Source organism: Proteus terrae subsp. cibarius, from assembly GCF_011045835.1.
In the GTDB taxonomy this organism is placed as follows: domain Bacteria; phylum Pseudomonadota; class Gammaproteobacteria; order Enterobacterales; family Enterobacteriaceae; genus Proteus; species Proteus cibarius.
Map to the genome: position 1 here is coordinate 433,002 of NZ_CP047349.1, position 21,292 is coordinate 454,293.

22 protein-coding genes are annotated in these 21,292 nt (G+C 38.7%); 9 read left to right on the forward strand and 13 right to left on the reverse strand.

Features of this window, described 5'->3' with window-relative positions:
- The first annotated feature begins 209 nt into the window (after positions 1–209).
- The 4 genes from hydN to sugE all read left to right on the forward strand — a co-directional run bounded on the left by hydN (position 210) and on the right by sugE (position 1,926).
- Positions 210–767, forward strand: a complete 558-nt coding sequence (hydN, locus tag GTH25_RS02095; RefSeq protein ID WP_069368213.1) for an electron transport protein HydN — start codon at positions 210–212, stop codon at positions 765–767.
- Between the two features lie 72 nt (positions 768–839).
- Complete coding sequence (gene hypA, locus GTH25_RS02100; RefSeq protein ID WP_075672946.1) at positions 840–1,181, forward strand: hydrogenase maturation nickel metallochaperone HypA; 342 nt, start codon at positions 840–842, stop codon at positions 1,179–1,181.
- An 8-nt stretch (positions 1,182–1,189) separates the two neighbouring features.
- The gene (gene hybG, locus GTH25_RS02105) at positions 1,190–1,480 is read left to right on the forward strand and encodes a hydrogenase maturation factor HybG (RefSeq protein ID WP_036933156.1); all 291 of its coding nucleotides are present in this window, start codon (positions 1,190–1,192) and stop codon (positions 1,478–1,480) included.
- Positions 1,481–1,611: 131 nt separating this feature from the next.
- Complete coding sequence (sugE, locus tag GTH25_RS02110) at positions 1,612–1,926, forward strand: quaternary ammonium compound efflux SMR transporter SugE (protein WP_069368216.1); 315 nt, start codon at positions 1,612–1,614, stop codon at positions 1,924–1,926.
- 65 nt (positions 1,927–1,991) lie between these two features.
- Here sugE and frdD read toward each other — a convergent pair whose 3' ends face one another.
- The 4 genes from frdD to frdA are packed head-to-tail and all read right to left on the reverse strand — an operon-like array spanning position 1,992 to position 5,299.
- On the reverse strand, positions 1,992–2,351 hold the full coding sequence (frdD, locus tag GTH25_RS02115) for a fumarate reductase subunit FrdD (protein ID WP_006535438.1): 360 nt from the start codon (positions 2,349–2,351) through the stop codon (positions 1,992–1,994).
- Between the two features lie 14 nt (positions 2,352–2,365).
- Entirely contained in the window at positions 2,366–2,758 is a 393-nt protein-coding gene (gene frdC, locus GTH25_RS02120; protein WP_075672947.1) for a fumarate reductase subunit FrdC, read from the reverse strand.
- Positions 2,759–2,772: 14 nt separating this feature from the next.
- Positions 2,773–3,510: a succinate dehydrogenase/fumarate reductase iron-sulfur subunit gene (locus GTH25_RS02125; RefSeq protein WP_075672948.1), complete on the reverse strand. Its 738-nt coding sequence runs from the start codon at positions 3,508–3,510 to the stop codon at positions 2,773–2,775.
- Positions 3,503–5,299 carry a fumarate reductase (quinol) flavoprotein subunit gene (gene frdA / locus GTH25_RS02130; protein ID WP_075672949.1) on the reverse strand — a complete coding sequence of 599 codons (1,797 nt, stop codon included), beginning with the start codon at positions 5,297–5,299 and terminating at the stop codon, positions 3,503–3,505. Before frdA ends, GTH25_RS02125 begins: the two co-directional genes overlap by 8 nt.
- A gap of 943 nt (positions 5,300–6,242) precedes the next feature.
- Here frdA and epmA point away from each other — a divergent pair.
- The gene (epmA, locus tag GTH25_RS02135; RefSeq protein ID WP_098941260.1) at positions 6,243–7,220 is read left to right on the forward strand and encodes an elongation factor P--(R)-beta-lysine ligase; all 978 of its coding nucleotides are present in this window, start codon (positions 6,243–6,245) and stop codon (positions 7,218–7,220) included.
- A 45-nt stretch (positions 7,221–7,265) separates the two neighbouring features.
- Here the strand turns inward: epmA and GTH25_RS02140 are convergent, their stop codons facing one another.
- From GTH25_RS02140 to glpT, 6 genes are all read right to left on the reverse strand, one after another.
- Positions 7,266–7,679 carry a hypothetical protein gene (locus tag GTH25_RS02140; protein ID WP_075672951.1) on the reverse strand — a complete coding sequence of 138 codons (414 nt, stop codon included), beginning with the start codon at positions 7,677–7,679 and terminating at the stop codon, positions 7,266–7,268.
- Positions 7,676–8,218 carry a LemA family protein gene (locus tag GTH25_RS02145; RefSeq protein ID WP_075672952.1) on the reverse strand — a complete coding sequence of 181 codons (543 nt, stop codon included), beginning with the start codon at positions 8,216–8,218 and terminating at the stop codon, positions 7,676–7,678. The genes GTH25_RS02140 and GTH25_RS02145 overlap by 4 nt, the downstream gene beginning before the upstream one ends.
- Before the next feature lie 8 nt (positions 8,219–8,226).
- Complete coding sequence (locus GTH25_RS02150; RefSeq protein WP_164530296.1) at positions 8,227–9,300, reverse strand: hypothetical protein; 1,074 nt, start codon at positions 9,298–9,300, stop codon at positions 8,227–8,229.
- A 51-nt stretch (positions 9,301–9,351) separates the two neighbouring features.
- Entirely contained in the window at positions 9,352–9,909 is a 558-nt protein-coding gene (locus GTH25_RS02155) for a LemA family protein (protein ID WP_075672954.1), read from the reverse strand.
- A gap of 258 nt (positions 9,910–10,167) precedes the next feature.
- Positions 10,168–11,247, reverse strand: a complete 1,080-nt coding sequence (gene glpQ, locus GTH25_RS02160) for a glycerophosphodiester phosphodiesterase (protein ID WP_075672955.1) — start codon at positions 11,245–11,247, stop codon at positions 10,168–10,170.
- A gap of 135 nt (positions 11,248–11,382) precedes the next feature.
- The gene (gene glpT, locus GTH25_RS02165; protein WP_099660034.1) at positions 11,383–12,735 is read right to left on the reverse strand and encodes a glycerol-3-phosphate transporter; all 1,353 of its coding nucleotides are present in this window, start codon (positions 12,733–12,735) and stop codon (positions 11,383–11,385) included.
- Positions 12,736–13,115: 380 nt separating this feature from the next.
- Here glpT and glpA point away from each other — a divergent pair, with 380 nt between their 5' ends.
- Genes glpA through glpC form a run of 3 tightly spaced genes read left to right on the forward strand, consistent with a single transcriptional unit; the run spans position 13,116 to position 17,261 of the window.
- Positions 13,116–14,774 carry an anaerobic glycerol-3-phosphate dehydrogenase subunit A gene (gene glpA / locus GTH25_RS02170; RefSeq protein WP_171455253.1) on the forward strand — a complete coding sequence of 553 codons (1,659 nt, stop codon included), beginning with the start codon at positions 13,116–13,118 and terminating at the stop codon, positions 14,772–14,774.
- Complete coding sequence (gene glpB, locus GTH25_RS02175) at positions 14,764–16,071, forward strand: glycerol-3-phosphate dehydrogenase subunit GlpB (RefSeq protein ID WP_099660033.1); 1,308 nt, start codon at positions 14,764–14,766, stop codon at positions 16,069–16,071. Before glpA ends, glpB begins: the two co-directional genes overlap by 11 nt.
- A complete protein-coding gene (glpC, locus tag GTH25_RS02180) occupies positions 16,068–17,261 on the forward strand; it encodes an anaerobic glycerol-3-phosphate dehydrogenase subunit GlpC (RefSeq protein WP_023583709.1) in 1,194 nt (397 codons plus the stop codon). Before glpB ends, glpC begins: the two co-directional genes overlap by 4 nt.
- Positions 17,262–17,442: 181 nt before the next feature.
- On the opposite strand, the gene GTH25_RS02185 is transcribed toward glpC, so the two are convergent.
- The 3 genes from GTH25_RS02185 to GTH25_RS02195 form a co-directional block, all read right to left on the reverse strand.
- Positions 17,443–18,588, reverse strand: coding sequence for a phosphoenolpyruvate-utilizing N-terminal domain-containing protein (locus GTH25_RS02185; protein ID WP_164530297.1), 1,146 nt, complete (start codon positions 18,586–18,588; stop codon positions 17,443–17,445).
- Between the two features lie 59 nt (positions 18,589–18,647).
- Positions 18,648–19,751: a glycerol dehydrogenase gene (locus tag GTH25_RS02190; RefSeq protein WP_156733010.1), complete on the reverse strand. Its 1,104-nt coding sequence runs from the start codon at positions 19,749–19,751 to the stop codon at positions 18,648–18,650.
- A 365-nt stretch (positions 19,752–20,116) separates the two neighbouring features.
- Complete coding sequence (locus tag GTH25_RS02195) at positions 20,117–20,791, reverse strand: 7-cyano-7-deazaguanine/7-aminomethyl-7-deazaguanine transporter (RefSeq protein WP_075672960.1); 675 nt, start codon at positions 20,789–20,791, stop codon at positions 20,117–20,119.
- Positions 20,792–20,996: 205 nt separating this feature from the next.
- Here GTH25_RS02195 and tusA point away from each other — a divergent pair, with 205 nt between their 5' ends.
- A complete protein-coding gene (gene tusA, locus GTH25_RS02200) occupies positions 20,997–21,251 on the forward strand; it encodes a sulfurtransferase TusA (RefSeq protein WP_036933135.1) in 255 nt (84 codons plus the stop codon).
- Positions 21,252–21,292: the final 41 nt, after the last annotated feature.

Here is a 21,292-nt window from a genome sequence, read left to right on the forward strand (position 1 = left end):
ATTTATTAATTAATAATCATTTTTATTTGAAAATTATTTAATTGAAAAATAAGGAATAGTTATATCAAAAATATATTGGCATGAACCGTGCTAGATTCATTCTATTGATACTCTAATTATTACTCTTAATTAGAATAACTCGTTGCATTTATCGCCATATATAACGGCTATATATAACAACTATATATAACAAAAAGCAGGAGAATATGATGAACCGTTTCATCATTGCAGACCCTAAAAAATGTATTGGTTGCCATACTTGTGAAGTGGCTTGTGTTGTGTCACATCAGCAAGCAGACCAAGATAATTTAGCCATTGACCAAATTAGTGAGCAAAATTTCCAACCTAGAATTCATGTGATCAAAGGATTCTCAATCAGTACAGCAGTTGTTTGTCACCAATGTGAAGATGCCCCTTGTGCCAATGTGTGCCCAAATGGCGCTATTATTCATAATAAAGATTATTACTATGTCGATCAGGAAAAATGCATCGGCTGTAAAACTTGTGTGCTGGCTTGTCCTTACGGCACGATGGAAGTGGTTTCTCGTCCAATTATGCGTAAATCAACTGCGCTTAATGCGATTGAAGCATTTAAAGCAGAAGCAAATAAATGTGATTTATGTCACCACCGCGAAGCGGGCCCTGCATGTATTGAAGTCTGCCCAACTCACGCTTTAGTGTGTATTGATAGAGATGCACTTGAAGAGATGGTTAAAGAGCGTCGTCGTAAAGCCGCTTTTGAAACCGGTGCTGAATTGTTGTTCTAAGATCAATAATAAAGCAACTATGTACTGATATTATAGTTGCTATTATTTATCCTGCTTCAATAAGGTATCGACATGCATGAAATCACGCTTTGCCAGAGCGCATTTGAGATAATAGATTCTCAAGCTAAATTAAATAATGCAAAAAAAGTAAAAAGCGTATGGATGGAAATTGGCGCATTATCTTGTGTTGAAGTCAGCGCACTTGAATTTTGCTTTGATATTGTTTGTAGAGATACCCTTGCTCAAGGCTGTGAATTACATATTGAGGTTATCCCCGCAAAAGCATGGTGTTGGGATTGTCATCAAGTTGTTACTGTTTCAACTTTTAATGCTGGTTGCCCATCTTGTGGTAGCCAGAATATGCGCGTTGAAAATGACGATTCAATGAGAATAAAGCAAATAGAGATCGAATAGGGGTTGTTATGTGTCTTGGTATTCCAGGTCAAGTTGTTGAAGTTGGAAAAACAATCACTGAAAATGCGATGGTCGATGTTTGTGGCGTTAAACGAGAAGTGAATATTGCGCTAGTCTGCGAAGGTGAGCCTCATACGATGATTGGTAAATGGGTGCTGGTGCATGTTGGTTTTGCCATGAGTATCGTCAATGAAGAAGAAGCAAAAGAGACTCTGGATGCTTTGATGGCAATGGGCGAAGTGGAAGACGATGTTTCTGCTTTTCTTTATGGTGAAGAGGGTGCACCGAAGAAAAACTGAGTTAGTTTTGTACTATTGCACGATTAATTTCTTTTTCTTATACTTAACCTTCATCTTTCGAAAGCTGGGACGACCCAGCTTTTTGTCTTTGTATTCAGGGGACGGCCCCAACTTATCGAGTAGGGGAAGTTATGTCTTGGATTATCCTTTTTATCGCGGGTTTATTAGAGATCGTTTGGGCTGTCGGCCTTAAGTACACACACGGTTTTACGCGTCTAACACCAAGTATTATTACCATTAGTGCTATGGTTGTTAGCATGGGAATGTTGTCTTATGCCATGAAAGGCTTGCCTGCGGGTACGGCTTACGCAATTTGGACCGGTATTGGTGCAGTGGGTACCGCGATCTTTGGTATTTTGGTTTTTGGTGAGTCTGCAAATATCTATCGTTTACTCAGTTTAGCTATGATTATTTTCGGTATTATTGGGCTGAAATTAGCGAGTTGATTATCATCAGTTTTCCATAAAAAAGCCACTCAATTGAGTGGCTTTTTATCTTACGTATTAATCAATTACAGTGTAAATACACCAATGATAGCGATAACGCTGATAATTGCTGCACCACCATAAAATACCCATTTGCTTGCAGGTACATGCACTTTAAAATCGTGCAGGGTATGGTGAATACGGTGTAATGCACACCAAACTGGCAGAATAATCATTAGCAGTAAGAACAGACGACCAATGATGCTTTGGCTAAATGCCATAATACGTTCGTAAGTAAATGCTTCTGGCGCAATACCCATAGGGATTAGGATACCGAGCAGGATGATGATTGCTGGAGAAACAATCGCACTCCACATACCACCTGCACCAAATAATCCCCAGAAAATAGGTTCATCAGAGCGCTTAGGAAGTTGATTCTGATTCATTATTTCCTCCTGGGTTACATTAACGCCACTGCCAGAATAACGGCAGTAACAACAATAGTGACACCCCAGAAACCACGCACAATAGGTTCTTGCGGCATTTTTTCATCTTTAACAACGATAACCACAGCTTTTGGTGCAAGTTTGAACCAAGTGGCAGTGTGGAAGATGGTTGCAATCAGAGTCACAATATTAATCAGCATTACAATTGGGTTGCTCAGGAATCCAACGAAACCTGCCCAACTTTCTGGTCCATTTTTCAGTGCGAATACACCAAACAGTACAACCAGACTGAACCAAAGTTGTGGAAGACAAGTCCCTTCACGGGTGATATAGAAACGATAGAATCCAAGTTTCGTCCACCAGTTTGGTTGCATGCCACGAACATAAGGCTTACGTTTTGTTGTCATGTCTTGTTTCCTCCTTAACGTGGTTTCAGCATCGCAATAACAAAGTCTTGCGCGCTGGCTGCTTTACCTTGCTGAATAGCGGCAGCAGGATCCACATGTTTTGGACAGACTTCAGAACAGTAGCCAACAAAGGTACAAGACCAGACACCGTTCTCACCATTTAACTGAGGCATACGCTCTTTTGCCCCATGGTCACGACTATCTGTGTTGTAACGTTGAGCTAATGTAATCGCTGCTGGGCCAATAAACTCTGGGTTTAGACCAAACTGCGGACATGCTGCATAGCAAAGACCACAGTTGATACAACCAGAGAATTGGTGATATTTCGCCATTTGAGCAGGAGTCTGTTTATTCGTCCCTTCTGAAGGCTTACGATCATTACCGATGATATAAGGTTTAATCGCTTCTAAGCTTTCAATAAAGTGAGTCATATCGACAACAAGGTCACGCTCAACTGGGAAGTTACCCAATGCTTCAACTCTTACACCGTCTGGATATTCACGAATAAACGTTTTACAAGCTAATTTAGGCACTTTGTTGACCATCATGCCGCAAGAGCCACAAATCGCCATACGGCAAGACCAACGGTAAGAAAGATCAGGCGCTAAATTGTCTTTAATATAACCCAATGCGTCCAGTAATGAGGTTTGCTCATCATAAGGAACATCATAAGTGACGAAATGAGGCGCTTCGTCCGTTTCTGGGTTATAGCGCATGACTTCCATTTTAATGTGCTTCATGTCATCAGCCATTCGCTTTCTCCTTATTCTGCTTGTCCTGTGCAGTCGCTTCACCACCATAGACACGTTTAGCAGGAGCAGATTTCGTGATCTTCACATCGCTATATTCTAAACGAGGGGCACCTTCTGGGTTATAGAACGCCAGAGTGTGTTTTAGGAAGTTCTCGTCATCACGCTCAGTACAACCTTCGTCAAGACGTTGGTGTGCACCACGAGACTCTTTACGATTGATTGCGGAATGAGCCATACATTCAGCGACATCTAAACCAAAGCCAAGCTCAATTTTGTACAGTAAATCTGTATTAAAGACGCTACTGGTGTCTTTAATTTCAACGCGTTTGAAACGTTCTTTTAATTCAGCCAGTTTATCAACAGTTTTTTGCATTAATTCAGGTGTACGATAGATACCGCAACCTTCTTCCATTGATTCGCCCATTTCATCGCGAATTTGTGACCAGCTTTCAGAACCTTTTTGGTTCATCAGTTTTTTCAGGCCATCTTCGATATCACGAGTACGAGCATCTAATGCTGATGCGTTAGCTGGTGTTGCTTCTTGAACACAACGAACCGCTTCTTCACCTGCAAGACGACCGAATACAACCAGTTCTGCCAGTGAGTTAGAACCTAAACGGTTAGCGCCGTGTAAGCCAACAGATGAACATTCACCTACCGCAAATAGACCTTTAATACGGGTCTCAGTTTGTTGGTTAGTTTCGATACCACCCATAGTGTAGTGAGCAGTAGGACGTACAGGGATTGGTTCATTAACTGGGTCAACACCCACATACGCTTTTGCTAGTTCACAAATAAATGGCAGACGTTCATGAAGTTTTTTCGCACCCAGATGACGTAAGTCAAGATGAACAACGTCACCACGGTGAGTTTTGATGGTACGGCCTGCGCGCCACTCATGCCAGAAAGCTTGAGAAACTTTATCGCGAGGGCCTAATTCCATGTATTTATTTTCTGGTTTACCTAATGGGGTTTCTGGTCCTAGGCCGTAATCTTGCAGATAACGATAGCCATCTTTATTGACCAGAATACCACCTTCACCACGACAACCTTCGGTCATCAGGATACCTGAACCTGGTAGGCCAGTTGGGTGATATTGAACAAATTCCATATCACGCAGTGGAACGCCATGACGTAAAGCGATACCCATACCATCACCAGTAACAATACCGCCATTGGTATTGAAACGATAAACACGGCCTGCACCACCTGTTGCCATAATGACAGCATTAGCACGAATTTGAACTTTCGTACCTTCCATCATATTAATCGCAACAAGACCACGAGCGTGACCTTCATCAACAAGAATATCGAGAACAAAGTGTTCGTCGAAACGTTGAATTTGTGGATATTTTAAGGATGTTTGGAATAGGGTGTGTAGCATATGGAAGCCGGTTTTATCGGCTGCGAACCAGGTCCGTTCGATCTTCATCCCACCAAAACGTCGGACGTTGACTGACCCGTCTTCTTTACGGCTCCAAGGACAGCCCCAGAGTTCTAGTTGAGTCATCTCTGTTGGACAATGCTCAACGAAGTAATCTACGACATCCTGTTCACACAACCAGTCACCGCCTGAAACGGTATCATTGAAGTGGAAATCATAGGAGTCGTGAGCCTGAGTCACTGCTGCTGATCCGCCTTCTGCTGCCACTGTGTGGCTACGCATTGGGTAAACTTTTGAGATCAGAGCAATTTTCAGTTGAGGATTCGCTTCCGCTGCAGCTATTGCTGCTCGTAAGCCTGCGCCCCCGGCTCCGATTATCGCTATATCGGCATTAAAGGTTTGCACTGCGCTTCTCCATTGTTCAAGTGAAAATTGGAATAATTGTCTAGAATTCAATTCACTGACATTATTAATTTGTAATGCTATTTTTTTAAGCTATCCGTAACGAAATTGTTTCACTGCCTTGTGACTGCGCTTGATAACATCTTTATTATCATTGACTGTAATTTTAGTATAACGAAATGTAGGGCTCCGAAATTTGATATGAATGATGGTTTTCCCGTATTTCGCAAAAAAAGTGTGATCCACGCCAAGAATTCTGGGTTTTGATAATAAGCTACCAGAGAAACTTGAAGTTCAAATAAAATATATTTTTCTAAATTGAAAATTATAAATAGTAATGAATAGCCTGCTTTGAAAGTATAGATAACTTTAATTGAAAATGACAATGGTTTTTTATAACTTATTGATTTAAATGTGTAAATGTTTTTATGGTTCTTAAGTCTAATTTAAATTAATAAAAACAGATTCAAAAATTTAAAATAAATTTTTTACTATTTATCTAAAACAAATCGGTTTGTCTTGTTAATTGTTAATAAAATATTAATAATATTTCTAAAGGTTTTTAATACTAATCAAAATACGTAGATTTAAATAGAAAGTTAACATTGAAGTTTAGATGAGTTTGACTATTTAAATATAAGCACAGTGTTAGTTTATTGTTATTTTTAATTGAGAAAAAGAATTATTCTAATTAACTTCTATTATAAAAATAGTGAAAAATCACTGAGTTTCTTACTCTGAATTGATGTTTATTTAAACGATAAAAAGTGCCAAAAAGTAGATGTTTTGTAGAATTACATTTATTTGTCTTATGTGTTTTTACTTAAAAAATAAAAAGATTAGTGAAAAAATATAAAATGAAACCTCTCTTTATTAGCAGAAATTTGTCTGTTGGAGAGGATGCGAGTAAACTGCACGCTTTGTTTTCTGTTGGAGTTTTTCGTTCATGAGTGAAATCGCGGATTGGCAGCCAAGCGCCTCAATCGCCAACTTGCTAAAAAAGGCGAAAATAGTCAGTAATATTAGGCGTTTTTTCGCTGATCGTGGTGTGTTAGAAGTTGAAACACCTATGATGAGTCAGGCTACCGTTACCGATGTTCATCTTTGCCCATTTGAAACCCAATTTGTGGGGCCAGGCGCTTCTCAAGGGCTGAAACTTTATTTGATGACAAGCCCTGAATACCACATGAAGCGTTTATTAGCTGCAAACAGTGGGCCGATTTATCAAATGGGGCGTTGCTTCCGTAATGAGGAAGCCGGTAGATATCATAATCCGGAATTTACGATGCTAGAGTGGTATCGCCCTTGTTTTGATATGTACCGGTTGATGAATGAAGTCGATGATTTACTGCAAGAAGTCTTAGATTGTGAAACATCAGAGTCACTCTCTTATCAACAAGCATTCTTGCGTTATCTCGATATCGACCCTTTATCTGTTGATAAAGAAAAATTACGTGAAGTGGCTGCAAAACTGGATTTATCAAATATTGCAGATACTGAAGAAGATAAAGATACGCTACTTCAATTGCTATTTGTTTCTGGGGTTGAACCTCATATCGGTTTAGAAAAGCCAACCTTTATCTATCATTTCCCTGCGTCACAAGCCTCATTAGCTGAAATTAGCTCTGAAGATCATCGTGTAGCGGAGCGTTTTGAAGTCTATTTTAAAGGTGTTGAATTAGCGAATGGATTTCGTGAGTTGACGGATGCTCAAGAGCAACGCCATCGTTTTGAACGTGATAATCGTCAGCGAGTGGCAATGGGATTACCAGAACAACCTATTGATGAGCGCTTTTTAGCTGCACTTGAAGCTGGATTACCAGAGTGTTCTGGTGTGGCTTTAGGCGTTGATCGTCTCATTATGTTGGCGCTTGGTTTAGAGCATATTAGCGATATCATTGCCTTTCCTGTTTACAGAGCATAAGTTCATCTATCGATGAGAATTAAAAAAGAGAGCCTAGGCTCTCTTTTATTTTTTTGATTTTCGGTTTTGCCTTCGCTTTTCTTCTGCTTCAAGCGCTTTTTCTTGGAACTTCGCAAATTTATTCCCTGCTACGTCTTTCATATAGCGATAATTAATAAACCAATACGTAATACATGAAAATAAAATAACCCACCAAATTAAGAGTAGTTTTAATGCTGAGTTAACACCGAGTATTAAATTAAAACTAATCAAGACCATTAAGCTAACAAATACCGAGCTAAATAACCCACCTGCAATTTGTGGCATATATTTTTTTAAAGGAGTAATACTCATTAATGGCAAAATAATCACCATTGAAAATAACGTACCAAAAGTGGCAAGCATAATAATCATGATGGGATCACCAAGATCTAATATCCAATCGGTGATACCAAAAAATGAAAAAGGAATTTCTATCATGAAGTTGCCTCCCTACTAGGGTAGAAAAGAGGGATATCTTTAAAATTAAAAAGTAACTTAAACAATACATTAGGGAAAATATGTATTTCAGTATTATAGAGTGTGACGGATTGATTAAAAAACTCACGTCTATCTGCAATACACTCTTCTAACTCTTTAGCTTGTGCTTGTAATACGTGCAAATTTTTTCCGCTGATAAGTTCAGGGTATTTTTCAGCAATGATGAGTGATTTTTTTATTTGCGGCAATAACTGATTAGCTAAATCAACTTTTTGGTCTAATACATCTGTGCGTAAATAGTGATTTCTATTTTCAGCTAATTTTTCAAATAAGGATTTCTCATGATCCATTGCTTTTTGTGTGATCACTATCAGCATGGGGATCAAGTCGGCTTGTTTTTTTAATAAAACATCAATATTTGCAAAGGCTTTATAGCAATTGTTCTTTAGCATCACCATGTTGTTATAAATTATCACTAATTGGCGTATTAAAAAATAAACCAAAGCGAGAATAAAAATGATGAAAATAAGCCATTCCATATTAATCATTACCAAGATGAAGAGGTGCTATTAAAATAAAGTGTTAGGATGCCGTTTTGGTAATCCATTGGTATCACTAGAATGGATAAGATAACAAAAAGAGCAATAATAACGATGATGGTCGAGTTACGACGAAAAGGGCGCGCTTTGTTCCAACGAACAACATAATCTTGTGGTGATAAACCTAATAGATAGTGAGGAGCATTGTGTGTGATAACAATTTCATCATTGATAGGTTCTGCATTACCTATCAATAAATAAGTGGTATCAGCTTCTAAGATGTACTCCTTAAAACGTTTATTGTTATATTCCAGATCTTGGTGAGGATCGATGCCAAGGTGAACTAAAGGTTTGTCAGCTGCAAGAATTTGAACTGAGCCGGTATCATCAGTCATAGTGAAATTGTTGATCTTTTTGTCACAGAGTGTTTGGCGATAACTTTTCTTACCTTCTTTATCTGTGGATATGTCATATTCATAATAGCAGTAGCCATAACACTCTTTTTTACCTAGGCGACTTGTTAGTTTTTTACCCGCAGTTATCTTGCCTTCAATTTCAACAAGCCCAATGGCTAAAGAGCGAATTTTAGATGTTGCTAGAATTTTTTGAAAACGTAAAAAACGCTTTTCAGGTGTTTTTTTGGCAATTTGATAAACGAACATTAAAACGAAACTTAAAAAGAACAATCTATGGTCAATAAAAAAGCCAAAGCTTAAAAAGAGCAGTAACAGGCTAATAAATACGGTGTTAATCAGTGCTGAAAATTTAGACTCACCTTCCATTTGTAATTGATGATAATTTTTTATCGCCTTTTCACCAATATTTCCAATATGATTTGAAATACCATAGGAAAATATCAAAATGACAGCGAATGCAATACAGGAGATAAGATTGACAACAGAGTCTTCACCACTAGGATAAAGGCCATTTCCTCGCGAAAAAAACAGATAATTTCCAGCAGCAAAAGAGATCCCTAAAAAGGGAATAATACCCAAATTGTTCTTCTTTTTTTGAGTGCGTTTACTGCGTAAGAAATAGATTAATGCACCGATAGCACAGCCGATAAAAAAATAAATTAGCACTGCAATTTATCCTTAATGCGGTTATTTAACTAATTGTTGTTTAATTTATTATTATTTAAATTTGATACCTTCAAATTTCATTTCTTCTTTTGGTATTTCGAGTAATTGCATACGCTCAAAGCGGAAAAGGCCAGCAATTAAGCTATCAGGAAACATCTCTATTGCGGTGTTGTAGTGAGTTGTTGCATCATTAAAACCTTCACGACGTTGAGCAATTTTATTCTCTACGTCACTAACACCAGTTTGAAGTAATGCGAGTTGTTCACCTGAAATTAACGTCGGATAATTTTCAGCAAGGGCAATCATGCCTCGTAGCGCTGTATTCATCTCATTTGTTGCGCTGATTTTTTCATTAATATTTTGCGCTTTAAAATAGCGTTGTCTTGCGTCACTTAATGCAATAAATACACTTTTTTCGTGCTCCATTGCTTTTTCAGCTACCGCCATTAATTGAGGAATTTGGTCGGCTCTTTGTTTTAAAATAACGTCAATATTCGCAAACTGATTACTTACTTGATTGCGTGTCGCAATAAGACGGTTGTAAATTGAAATTCCCCAACCAATAAAAAGAACGATAAGAATAAGTAAAATAATAGCCATTATTGTCATAGTGATCCCTTCCTCTAAATATTTAATAAATAATGATAGCTAAATTAAAAAGTGATTATGATTTTTTAATTAAATTATTAGAGTAAGTTAGAGAAAGATGAAGAAATATACAATCAGAAAGGGCGCAAATCTTACAAGAAAGAGTATCTACTTGTCATACTTCAAGTTATAGCATTGTTGACTGTATCACTAGCACTAGCCACATACTCATGTATGTGGCTAGTGTTTCATTTATTTGTAGCCTAGCTACACCTTGAATTATTTAGCTTGTTTTTGTAAGAACTTAACCCCTAAATCAGGGAAGTCTGTAAAGACACCTTCAGCACCCGCTTGGTTATAAATGATGTCGTAAAGTTGATCACCGTCTTTGGCGTATTTAGGAAGTTTATCAATACGAACAGTAAACGGATGAATGGTTAGTTTATTCGCGTGAGCATCTGCTGCCATACCCGTTAAGGTAATTTTTTCTGGCGTTGAATCTGTTTCAACTAACATATGATAATCAGGGCCAATAGCATCAGCATAAGTTGCAATTTCTTTCATTGCACCCGGCTTAAACATCCACTCATAGCTGTAGTTTGTCCATGTACCGTCAGGCTGTTTTTCATACGTCTCATTCCAGTCGGTATAAGCAATTAGCTGAACAAGTTTTAGATCCATGCCCATTTTTGGCATCAATTCTGTTTTGATGCGTTTTAGGTCGTTGGCATCGAATGATTGTAGATAAACATTGTCGGTTTTTTTCGTATAACCGTACTGTTTAAGCACTTCCAGTACTTTAGTGGTAATGTCTTTACCTTCTTGTTCATGGAACCAAGGTGCTTTGATTTCAGGATAAATACCAATATCTTGACCTGTTGATTTGTTTAGACCTTGGATAAATTCAATTTCTTCTTGGAAAGTATGTACACGGAAATCCGACTTACCCATAGGGAAACGGTTTGGATAACTTTGGACTTTTTTACCATCAACAATGTCAAAACCTTCGGTAAATTTCAGTCCCTTAATTTCTTCAAGGGTAAAGTCGATAGCATAGTAACGGCCATCTTTTCTTGCTCTATCAGGATAACGATCAGCCACATCTGTTACACGATCAAGATAGTGGTCATGTAAAACAACTAATTCGTTGTCTTTGGTCATCACCAAGTCTTGCTCTAGATAATCTGCACCTTGGGCATAAGCTAATGCTTTGGCAGGAAGCGTATGTTCAGGCAAATAACCACTTGCACCACGGTGAGCGATAACGACCTTATCACTTGCCGCTTGTGCGATTGCACTTAAAGATAGAGTTAAAAGAACGCCTGCAACTAACGGTTTTATTCTAAAAGATGTACTCATAAAGCTGCTCCATTTTAATTCTACGTACAATAAAGTTATGTACAGTTGGCAATAAAAAAGCCACATCAAAACAGTTGATGTGGCTTGGTTTTTAGAGATGAGATTTAACTAATTTCATAAATAATCAGTTAACGATTATTCGTACTTCTGAAGCATTTCACGTTTGTGTTTGGTTTCAGTAATCATCACGATAAGTAATAATACAACAGACAGTGCGCTACCGCCGATCATGACCATAAAGCCACCATCCCAGCCGAAGTAGTCAACTGTGTAACCTACGATAGCACTCGCCGCAACAGAACCACCTAAGTAACCGAATAAACCGGTAAAGCCTGCTGCTGTACCTGCTGCTTTTTTCGGTGCAAGCTCAAGAGCATGCAGACCAATCAACATAACAGGACCGTAGATTAAGAAACCGATGATTAACATACACGCCATATCAACATTCGGGTTACCCGCTGGGTTCATCCAGAATACGATAGTTGCGATAGTCACTAAGGTCATGAAGAACACGCCAGTTGCACCACGGTTACCTTTGAACACTTTATCCGACATCCAACCACACAGCAGTGTGCCCGGAATACCTGCGTATTCGTATAAGAAGTAAGCCCATGATGATTTATCCATTGCGAAGTGTTTTACTTCACGCAGATAAGTTGGTGACCAGTCCAGCACGCCGTAGCGTAGTAAGTAAACGAACACGTTCGCAATTGCAATCATCCACAGAAGTTTGTTAGGGAACACATACTTCATAAAGATTTCTTTTGCAGTCAGTTCTTGTTCGTCAGTTTCTTTATAATCAGGTGGGTAGTCGTTTTTGTACTCTTCGATTGAAGGTAAACCACAAGATTGAGGGGTATCGCGCATTAATGCGAATGCAATCATAGCAACTAAGATTGCTGCAAATGCAGGCATGTATAACGCTGCTTTCCAGTCGTTAAACCACGCCATACCTAATAAGAACAGTAATGGAGGTAAACCACCGCCGACGTTATGCGCACAGTTCCAGATAGAAACGATACCGCCACGTTCTTTCTGTGACCACCAGTGAACCATGGTACGTCCACAAGGAGGCCAACCCATACCCTGGAACCAACCACAAAGGAACAACAGAACGAACATAATCATAATGCTCGAAGTTGCCCATGGCACAAAGCCCATAACTAGCATCACTAAAGACGCTAAAATAAGACCTGCAGGTAAGAAATAACGTGGGTTAGCGCGGTCAGAGAACGATCCCATAATAAACTTAGAGAAACCATAAGCAATTGAGATCCCTGATAACGCAAAACCTAGGTCACCTTTAGAGAACCCTTCTTCTACAAGGTAAGGCATTGCTAACGCAAAGTTTTTTCTTACTAAATAATAAGCAGCGTAACCGAAGAAAATCCCCATAAAGATCTGCCAACGTAAACGACGATAGACGGGATCTATCTGCTCTTTTGGCAAACGCGCTTTATGTGGCGCAGGTCTAAACAGACTTAACATATTAGCCTCCGATGGCTTTTATTTTAATATGTTGATATTAAATAATGACAAAACGAACAGTGAAGTTATCAAAAAATTTTCTTTAACGAACTTAATAGTAAACTTATACAATCAAATTTACTGTGAGGTATTACTCAGTTGTCGAATAATTTTTCAAGATGTGCAATTTTGAGTGATATGTTAACTTTATCAAATACTTTTTGTTAAATAATTTGTGATTGGTGTCACATATGTGGTTTTAATCTTTCACTCGTGAGCGTTTCTCTTTCGTTTTTGCTCATTATCAAACATTAACCACATTTTTTGTGTATCTTATACACTATAATTAACGCTAAAGAATAAATAAGCGTTTGCTGAATGTAATGTGAGAGGGCATCTCTATGATGAGCGGTTCACCAGTGACAGAAACTGATGTCATTATTATTGGCGGGGGAGCAACTGGTGCGGGCATGGCAAGAGACTGTGCACGCCGTGGATTACGTTGCGTCCTGCTAGAAAGACATGATATTGCAACCGGTGCAACCGGTCGAAATCATGGATTGTTACACAGTGGTGCGCGTTATGCAGTAACAGACCCAGAGTCAGCGCGTGAGTGTATTGAAGAAAACATGATTTTAAAACGGGTCGCTCGTCATTGTGTTGAAAAAACGGATGGCCTTTTTATTACCCTTCCTGAAGATTCTTTAGAGTTTCAACAGACCTTTATTCAATCTTGCCAAGCTGCAGGGATTGATGCTCAAGCGATTTCACCCGAAGAAGCTATTCGCTTAGAGCCTTCTGTTAACCCTAATTTAATCGGTGCGGTTAAAGTTCCTGATGGCACAGTTGATCCTTTCCGTTTAACGGCCGCAAATATGTTAGATGCCCGCGAACATGGCGCTCAAGTACTGACTTATCATGAAGTCGTTGGACTTATTCGTGAAGGTGACCGTGTTAAAGGCGTGAAAGTTTACGATCATCAAGCGAAAAAACTGTATGAAATTCGCGCGCAAATAGTGGCGAATGCTGGGGGGATTTGGGGACAAAAAATCGCTGAGTATGGCGAGTTAAAAGTTCGTATGTTCCCAGCCAAAGGTGCATTACTGATTTTAGGTCATCGTATTAACAATATGGTGATCAACCGTTGTCGTAAACCTGCGGATGCCGATATTTTAGTTCCTGGCGACACCATTTCATTGATTGGTACAACATCAACACGAGTACCTTACGATGAAATTGACAATATGTATGTCACTCCTGAAGAAGTCGATATTCTTATCCGTGAAGGTTCAATGTTAGCGCCAAAACTGGCTCAAACTCGAATTTTACGTGCTTATGCAGGTGTGCGTCCTTTAGTGGCAAGTGATGATGATCCATCTGGTCGTAATGTGAGTCGGGGTATTGTTTTACTCGACCATGCGCAACGTGATGGATTAGAAGGCTTCATTACTATTACTGGCGGTAAATTAATGACTTACCGTTTAATGGCTGAATGGGCAACAGATAAAATCTGCGAAAAATTAAATGTTTCTGCAAAATGTACCACAGCAGAAGAAGCCTTACCGGGCTCTCGTCAGTCAGCAGAACAAGCATTACGTAGCGTCGTTTCATTACCTGCGCCAATTCGTGGTTCTGCAGTTTATCGTCATGGTGATTTAGCTAATAAATTATTGAGCAATGAGCGTAGCGATAAGAGTTTAGTTTGTGAATGTGAAGCTGTTACTGCGGGGGAAGTTCGATATGCAGTTAACTCTTTAACAGTCAACAATTTACTTGATTTACGTCGCCGTACTCGTGTGGGTATGGGAACATGCCAAGGTGAACTTTGTGCTTGTCGTGCAGCGGGTTTATTAAACCGTTTACAAGTTACTACTCCTCACGAGTCAGAACAACAGCTTGCTCATTTCTTAAATGAGCGTTGGAAAGGTATTCGACCAATCGCTTGGGGTAATGCATTACGTGAAAGTGAATTCACCAGTTGGGTTTACCAAGGTTTATGTGGTTTAGATGCTGATATGATTGAAAAAACAGCTTCAGCGGAGGCAGATAATGAAATTTGACGTCATCATTATAGGTAGCGGACTTGCAGGTTTAACCGCAGGTATTCGTCTTGCTGAAGCCGGTAAGTCTTGCGCAATTATCAGCAATGGTCAAAGCGCACTACATTTTTCATCGGGTTCGTTGGATCTATTAACTCATCTTCCTGATGGTTCATTAGTGACTCAGCCGAAGAAAGCCTTAGCAACATTGGCTGAACTTGCCCCTAAACATCCTTATAGTCGTATGGGTGAAACGCAAGTTTCAACTTTAATTGAACAGGCTCAAGCATTACTGGAAAGTACAAAAGGCCTTGAGTATCAAGGTAGTGGCGATGAAAACCATTATCGTATTACACCTGTTGGGCGTTCACGTATGAGTTGGATGAGCCCAAAACGTGTACCCACTCATGGTGTTGACCAAGCACTGCCGTGGAAAAAATTGGCGGTTGTTGGAATTGAAGGCTTCTTAGATTTTCAGCCACAATTTGCAAGCAATACGCTGAATGAGCAAGGTGTTGAGTCTATTCCTTATCATATTCATTTACCGCTATTAGATAGATTGCGTGATAACCCAAGTGAATTTAGAGCAGTTAATATCGCTCGTTATTTAGATAAGCCTGAAAACACCAAAGCGTTAGCGGAAGAGCTGAAAAAACATATTGATGACAGTGTTGAAGCGATTATTTTACCTGCGTGTATCGGGTTGGATGCAGAAGAGCCTGTGACGCTACTTCAACAACTTGTGGGTAAACCTATCTGTTTATTACCAACATTGCCACCATCACTATTAGGTATTCGTTTACACCAAGCATTAAAACTGCGTTTCCAAAAAGCGGGCGGTTTAATTATGCCGGGTGATCGTGCAGAACAAGTTGATTTAATTGGTAATAAAGTTACAGGTATTCATACTCGAAACCATACTGATATTCCTATTCGTAGTGAACATGTTGTATTGGCAACAGGCAGTTTCTTCAATAATGGTTTAATTGCAGAGTTTGATCGTGTCTATGAACCTTTAATGGAGCTTGATTTGCTAGAGACATTACCACGCAATGAGTGGACACAAGTGAATGTCTTTGCAAAACAGCCTTATATGCGATTTGGTGTTGATACAGATAGTCAATTAAGACCGATGAAATATGGCGAAGTCTTAGAGAATGTTTACGCTGTAGGTGCTGTGTTAGGTGGGTTTGACCCTCTTAATGAAGGTTGTGGTGCGGGTGTTTCAATGATCAGCGCACTTTATGCAGCACAACAAATTTTACAGCACAATAATTCAGAACAGACCACATCTGCGGTTGTGGAGGCAGCACAATGAGTTTACATGATAACAGTTTTGAAGCGTGCATTAAGTGTACTGTTTGTACTACTTACTGCCCAGTTGCAAAAGTAAATCCACTTTATCCGGGCCCTAAACAAGCTGGCCCTGATGGTGAGCGTTTACGCCTAAAAGATCCGATGCTTTATGATGAAGCATTGAAATATTGCACTAACTGTAAGCGTTGTGAAGTTGCTTGTCCGTCAGATGTGAAGATTGGTGACATCATTTCGCGTGCGAAACTGAACTACAATACGAAAACACCAAAACTTCGTGATGCTATTTTAAGTCATACGGATTTAATGGGAACGTTATCAACGCCAATGGCGCCGATAGTAAATACTATTACAGGATTAAAACCTGTACGTAAGATCTTGGATAAAGCACTTAAAATCGACCATCGTCGCGAATTACCAAAATACTCTTTTGGTACATTTAGAACGTGGATGAAAAAACAAGTTGAAGAGCAAGCGCGTTTTAAAGATCAAGTTGCCTTCTTCCACGGTTGTTACGCTAACTATAACCACCCACAATTAGGGAAAGATTTAGTTAAAGTATTCAATAAAATGGAGATTGGTGTTCAGTTATTAAAACGCGAAAAATGCTGTGGTGTTGCATTAATAGCGAATGGTTTTGTTAAACAAGCCAAAAAACAAGCCGCAGTAAACCTTGAATCGCTGACAGAAAAAATTGTTGAAAATAATATTCCTGTCGTTGCAACATCATCAACCTGTACTTTCACTATTCGTGATGAGTATGAACATATTCTCGATGTTGATACATCAAAAGTACGTGAAAATATTGAATTAGCGACACGCTATATTTATCGTTTATTAGAAGAAGGTCGTGAATTACCACTGAAACATACTCCGTTAAAAGTGGTGTATCACACACCTTGTCATATGGAAAAAATGGGATGGACAGCATATTCCATTGATTTAATTAAACGTATCCCAGGTGTTGAGGTCATTGTTTTAGATTCTCAATGCTGTGGTATTGCCGGAACTTACGGTTTTAAATCTGAAAACTACGATGTTGCTCAAGGCATTGGAGCGGGCTTATTCCGTCAAATTGAAGAGAGTGGCTGTGATTTGGTAATTACAGACTGTGAAACCTGTAAATGGCAAATTGAGATGTCAACAACGAAAAAATGTGAACACCCCATTAGTTTATTGGCAAGAGCATTATAAGTATTGCCTATTAGATAATAAAAAAGTAATTGATTACTAAGATAACAAGCAGCTAGGGAATAAAAGAGGAAATTTTATTCCCTTTTTTTATTTTTAGTAAAAAAGAGATGAAATATAAGATAATAAGGAAATTAAATAACCTGACACTTTGGATCACTGGTTATTTAAATACTTTTATTTTTTAATGAGAAATATAGGTATTTTGATAAAGCCAAATATTTTGGACTTTTTTAAGTGTGATATTTTGCCCATCAGTCAGCGAAAGAGCTTGTCTTCCCGCCTCGTTAATAATTGGAATATCTAATGCATTAGCTAATACTGTGGTATTAGATAGAGGGTTCCCGTGACTTAATAAAATCCCTTTAATTTTGTTGGTATCAATAGCCATTAATGTTGAAGGATGAAGCTGTTTTGTTACTAAAATTGCGTTTGTATAAGGAGGATGCGTGATTGGAGGAGGAGCAGAAGTTAAATAACGTAGTAATCGAGATAAAATATCATCTAAATCACTTTCACGAGCACGCATATTATCATCATCCATTTGTGCGTAAGTATCTATTAAATCAATAAATGTCTGCTGTAAGGCGAATTCAGCATTACAGTGATGTTTGCTTATCATGCTACATACAGTCAGTTGTAATTCAGTATTTTCTAATAAGAAGCGATGACTAGAAAAAATATGAGCATATTGTTCTCCAATCTTGCGATACGCTTCTTCAGTTAACCAGTCTATATCCTTTTTGGATCGCTCAATCGCTTTTACGAGACGTTTTTGCTCTTCAAGTAATAAATGAGAGGATATTTTTTTACGAGGGATCACGAAACGATGATAAGGGTATAGCCAAACAGGTGCGGTGATAATTCTGACAGATTCGTAATTTGTGTTTTTAGGATGAATATTAAAATTAGGAAGATTTTCGCCTAATTGCAGTTTTTTAATTGTAATGGTTTTATGTGCTGCTTTTTCTGCTTCTTCAAGTGAAGCGCCTAGCGCAATACTATTGGCGGCAGCCAAGGTGCCTTCAACAATCGGAGCTGAACTTAACGCAACATTTGTGGCAACGTTATGTTCAAGATTAGCGATGGCGAGTGCTGCGTTTTGTGCTGAATGATAAGTATCGAGTAAAACGAGTACACCTTGTTTGCTATAACACTTTTTAATTGCTGTGAGTATGGTTTCTGGTGGCACTTCATTAGCAAGATCAGAAGGTGTTTGGTAGTTGGTCGCAATGGCAATTTTTACTTGGCGATCTACAGTCTGATTAACGAGCTCTTTGATACCATTGGCGAGCGTAAGGCTCTTTGAAACTAATACGATACTGACCATAAAACACCCTTTTTTGTAAATGCAAACAGGGAGATAAATACTCCCCGTTTGCTCAGGCTTTAATAAAGCCATTCCCGTCCTAATTGGTCGGCAGTTAAAATTGCGGCATAAACCTTATCGGAATCAATATCAAATGGCATGTTGTAAATTGTCTCACCTTCAGCACAACTTAACTCAGCAACTGCCATGATTTTTTCATTTAATTCATCGCCTGTTGCATTGATACCCAACTCTTCTAAAGTGACAGGTAGCCCGACTAAAACACAGAAATCAAGGAACTCTTCTAACTCTTCTAATGGACTGTTTTCTAACACTAATTGGACTAATGTACCAAAGGCAACTTTTTCACCATGATACATGTTGTGACACTCTTCTAATGCCGTGAATCCATTATGGATGGCGTGGGCAGCCGCAAGACCCGCACTTTCAAAACCGATACCACTTAAGAAGGTATTAGCTTCAATAATATTTTCTACCGCAGTTGTACAAACACCACGGCTTACTGCAAGTTTTGCTTTATAACCATCTTCTAAAAGGGTGTTATAACAAAGTTCTGCTAGAGCTAGGGCTGCAAGTGTCGATTTACCCCCAGCCATGGTCTGTTTTTGGGCATGACTGCAAGCTCTTGCTTCGAAGTAGGTTGCTAAAGCATCCCCCATACCTGCTACTAATAAACGAGCTGGCGCCGAAGCGATGATATTAGTATCCATCACGACAACGTCAGGATTTGTTGGGTAGAAAAGATAACTATCAAATGCGCCTAATTCAGTATAAATCACAGAAAGTGCGCTTGTTGGTGCATCAGTAGAGGCAATGGTTGGGGAAATAACGACAGGAAGTTGGCATTTATAAGCAACAGCTTTGGCAGTATCAAGTGTCTTACCGCCACCAACGCCGATGATCACAAGAGAAGCTTGTGTTTTTGCAAGTTCAGATAGTCGATTGATTTCGTTGTGTGTGCATTCACCATTAAAAAGTTCGAAGTGCCCATTAACTTCATACTGAGACATACTATCTTTAACGGTACTACCGACAAGTTCCATAACAAATTTATCGGCAATAATCAGTGCTCTATCACCAAAAGGTTTCGCGTATTTACCAATATGATAGAGTGCGTCTGGCCCTTGAATATACTTAGCGGGGGATTGAATAACTTTTAACATAATAGACTCCTACTATTCGCAAAAGAGAGTAAAAAATCCTTATGGTGAGACTCGTCATCCCAACTGACATATAACAATATGGAGACGTTCTAAGAATACATTAACAGTTTAATGGATGAATAAAATAATTTATTGTAAATAATTAAGACTTTTTATATTAGCATGTGAAAAACATCCTAATAATGATATTTAAGCAATATTTCGTGAGTTATTTAACTAATCATGCTAATTAATTACTATGCGAAATATTTACGAAAAACAATAAATTATTCGAATCAGAATAAAGCTTCATAAAATTGGTTTATGAAGCTTTATTATTTGAATTATGATACTTATGTCATTATTTTTTTGCGAGGTGATCCAGATTATGAGCGAATTTCAGCATAATCTTGTTTTTGATTTTCTTGTGCGAAAAAGTGACGCAAAATAAAATTCAATAAGAGACCATATGCAGGTAAGAAGAACAGCATACAAATGGTTAATTTAAACACGTAGTCAACTAATGCAATTTCAACCCAATTCTCTGCCATAAATGCGTCAGTACTACGATAAAATGCAATAAAGAAGAATGCGAGAGTGTCGAGTAAATTACCGAAGAACATTGCTGCACTTGGCGCTACCCACCATTTTTGTTGTTGTCTTAAACGATTAAAGACAGACACATCCATGATTTGACCTAACACATAAGCCATAAAGCTTGCTGTCGCAATTCTTGCCACCATAATATTAAAATCAGCTAATGAGGCAAAACCCTGCCAACTACCTTGGAAGAAAAGCGTTGAGATCAGGTAAGAAATCGCTAATGCAGGTAGCATAACGGCGGTAATGATGCGTCTGGCAAGTGGTGCACCATAAATACGAACCGTTAAATCTGTTGCCAGAAAAATAAACGGAAAGGTAAAGGCGCCCCAAGTGGTATGGAAACCAAAAATGGAAATAGGTAACTGCACAAGATAATTACTAGAGGTAATTATCAGTATGTGGAACAAAGAAAGCCATAACAGTGCCACCGCTTTTTGGCGGGGAGTAAACGTATACATAAATTGTACCTTTTTAGTGATTGGGGTGAGGGAACCCAATAAAACAGTAATTTCTCTCTTAAATGAGAGGATGCGCATAATACGCCTGTTGCGCAACAAAAGCAAAGATTAGGAGGAATACCTTTGTGCTTAATGTGCCGTGATGTGAACACGAAAGCGAGATATAATAACGAAATCTGTCAGTGTAAGAAGAATGGTTAATAGAATGAATGCTCAATTTGATGATGCAACTAAGACATTAGATACGCTAGGACTACGTTGCCCTGAGCCTGTGATGTTAGTACGTAAAACCATAAGAAATATGGCGTTAGGTGAGACGTTATTAGTGATTGCTGATGATCCTGCCACAGTGCGTGATATTCCTGGCTTTTGCCGATTTATGGAACATGACTTATTAAATCAAGAGACGCAATCTGCACCTTATCGCTATCTTATCCGTAAAAAAGAGAGCAATCTGTAATTTATACTGTAAATATTGCTTATAATCGCGCTAAAAAATAA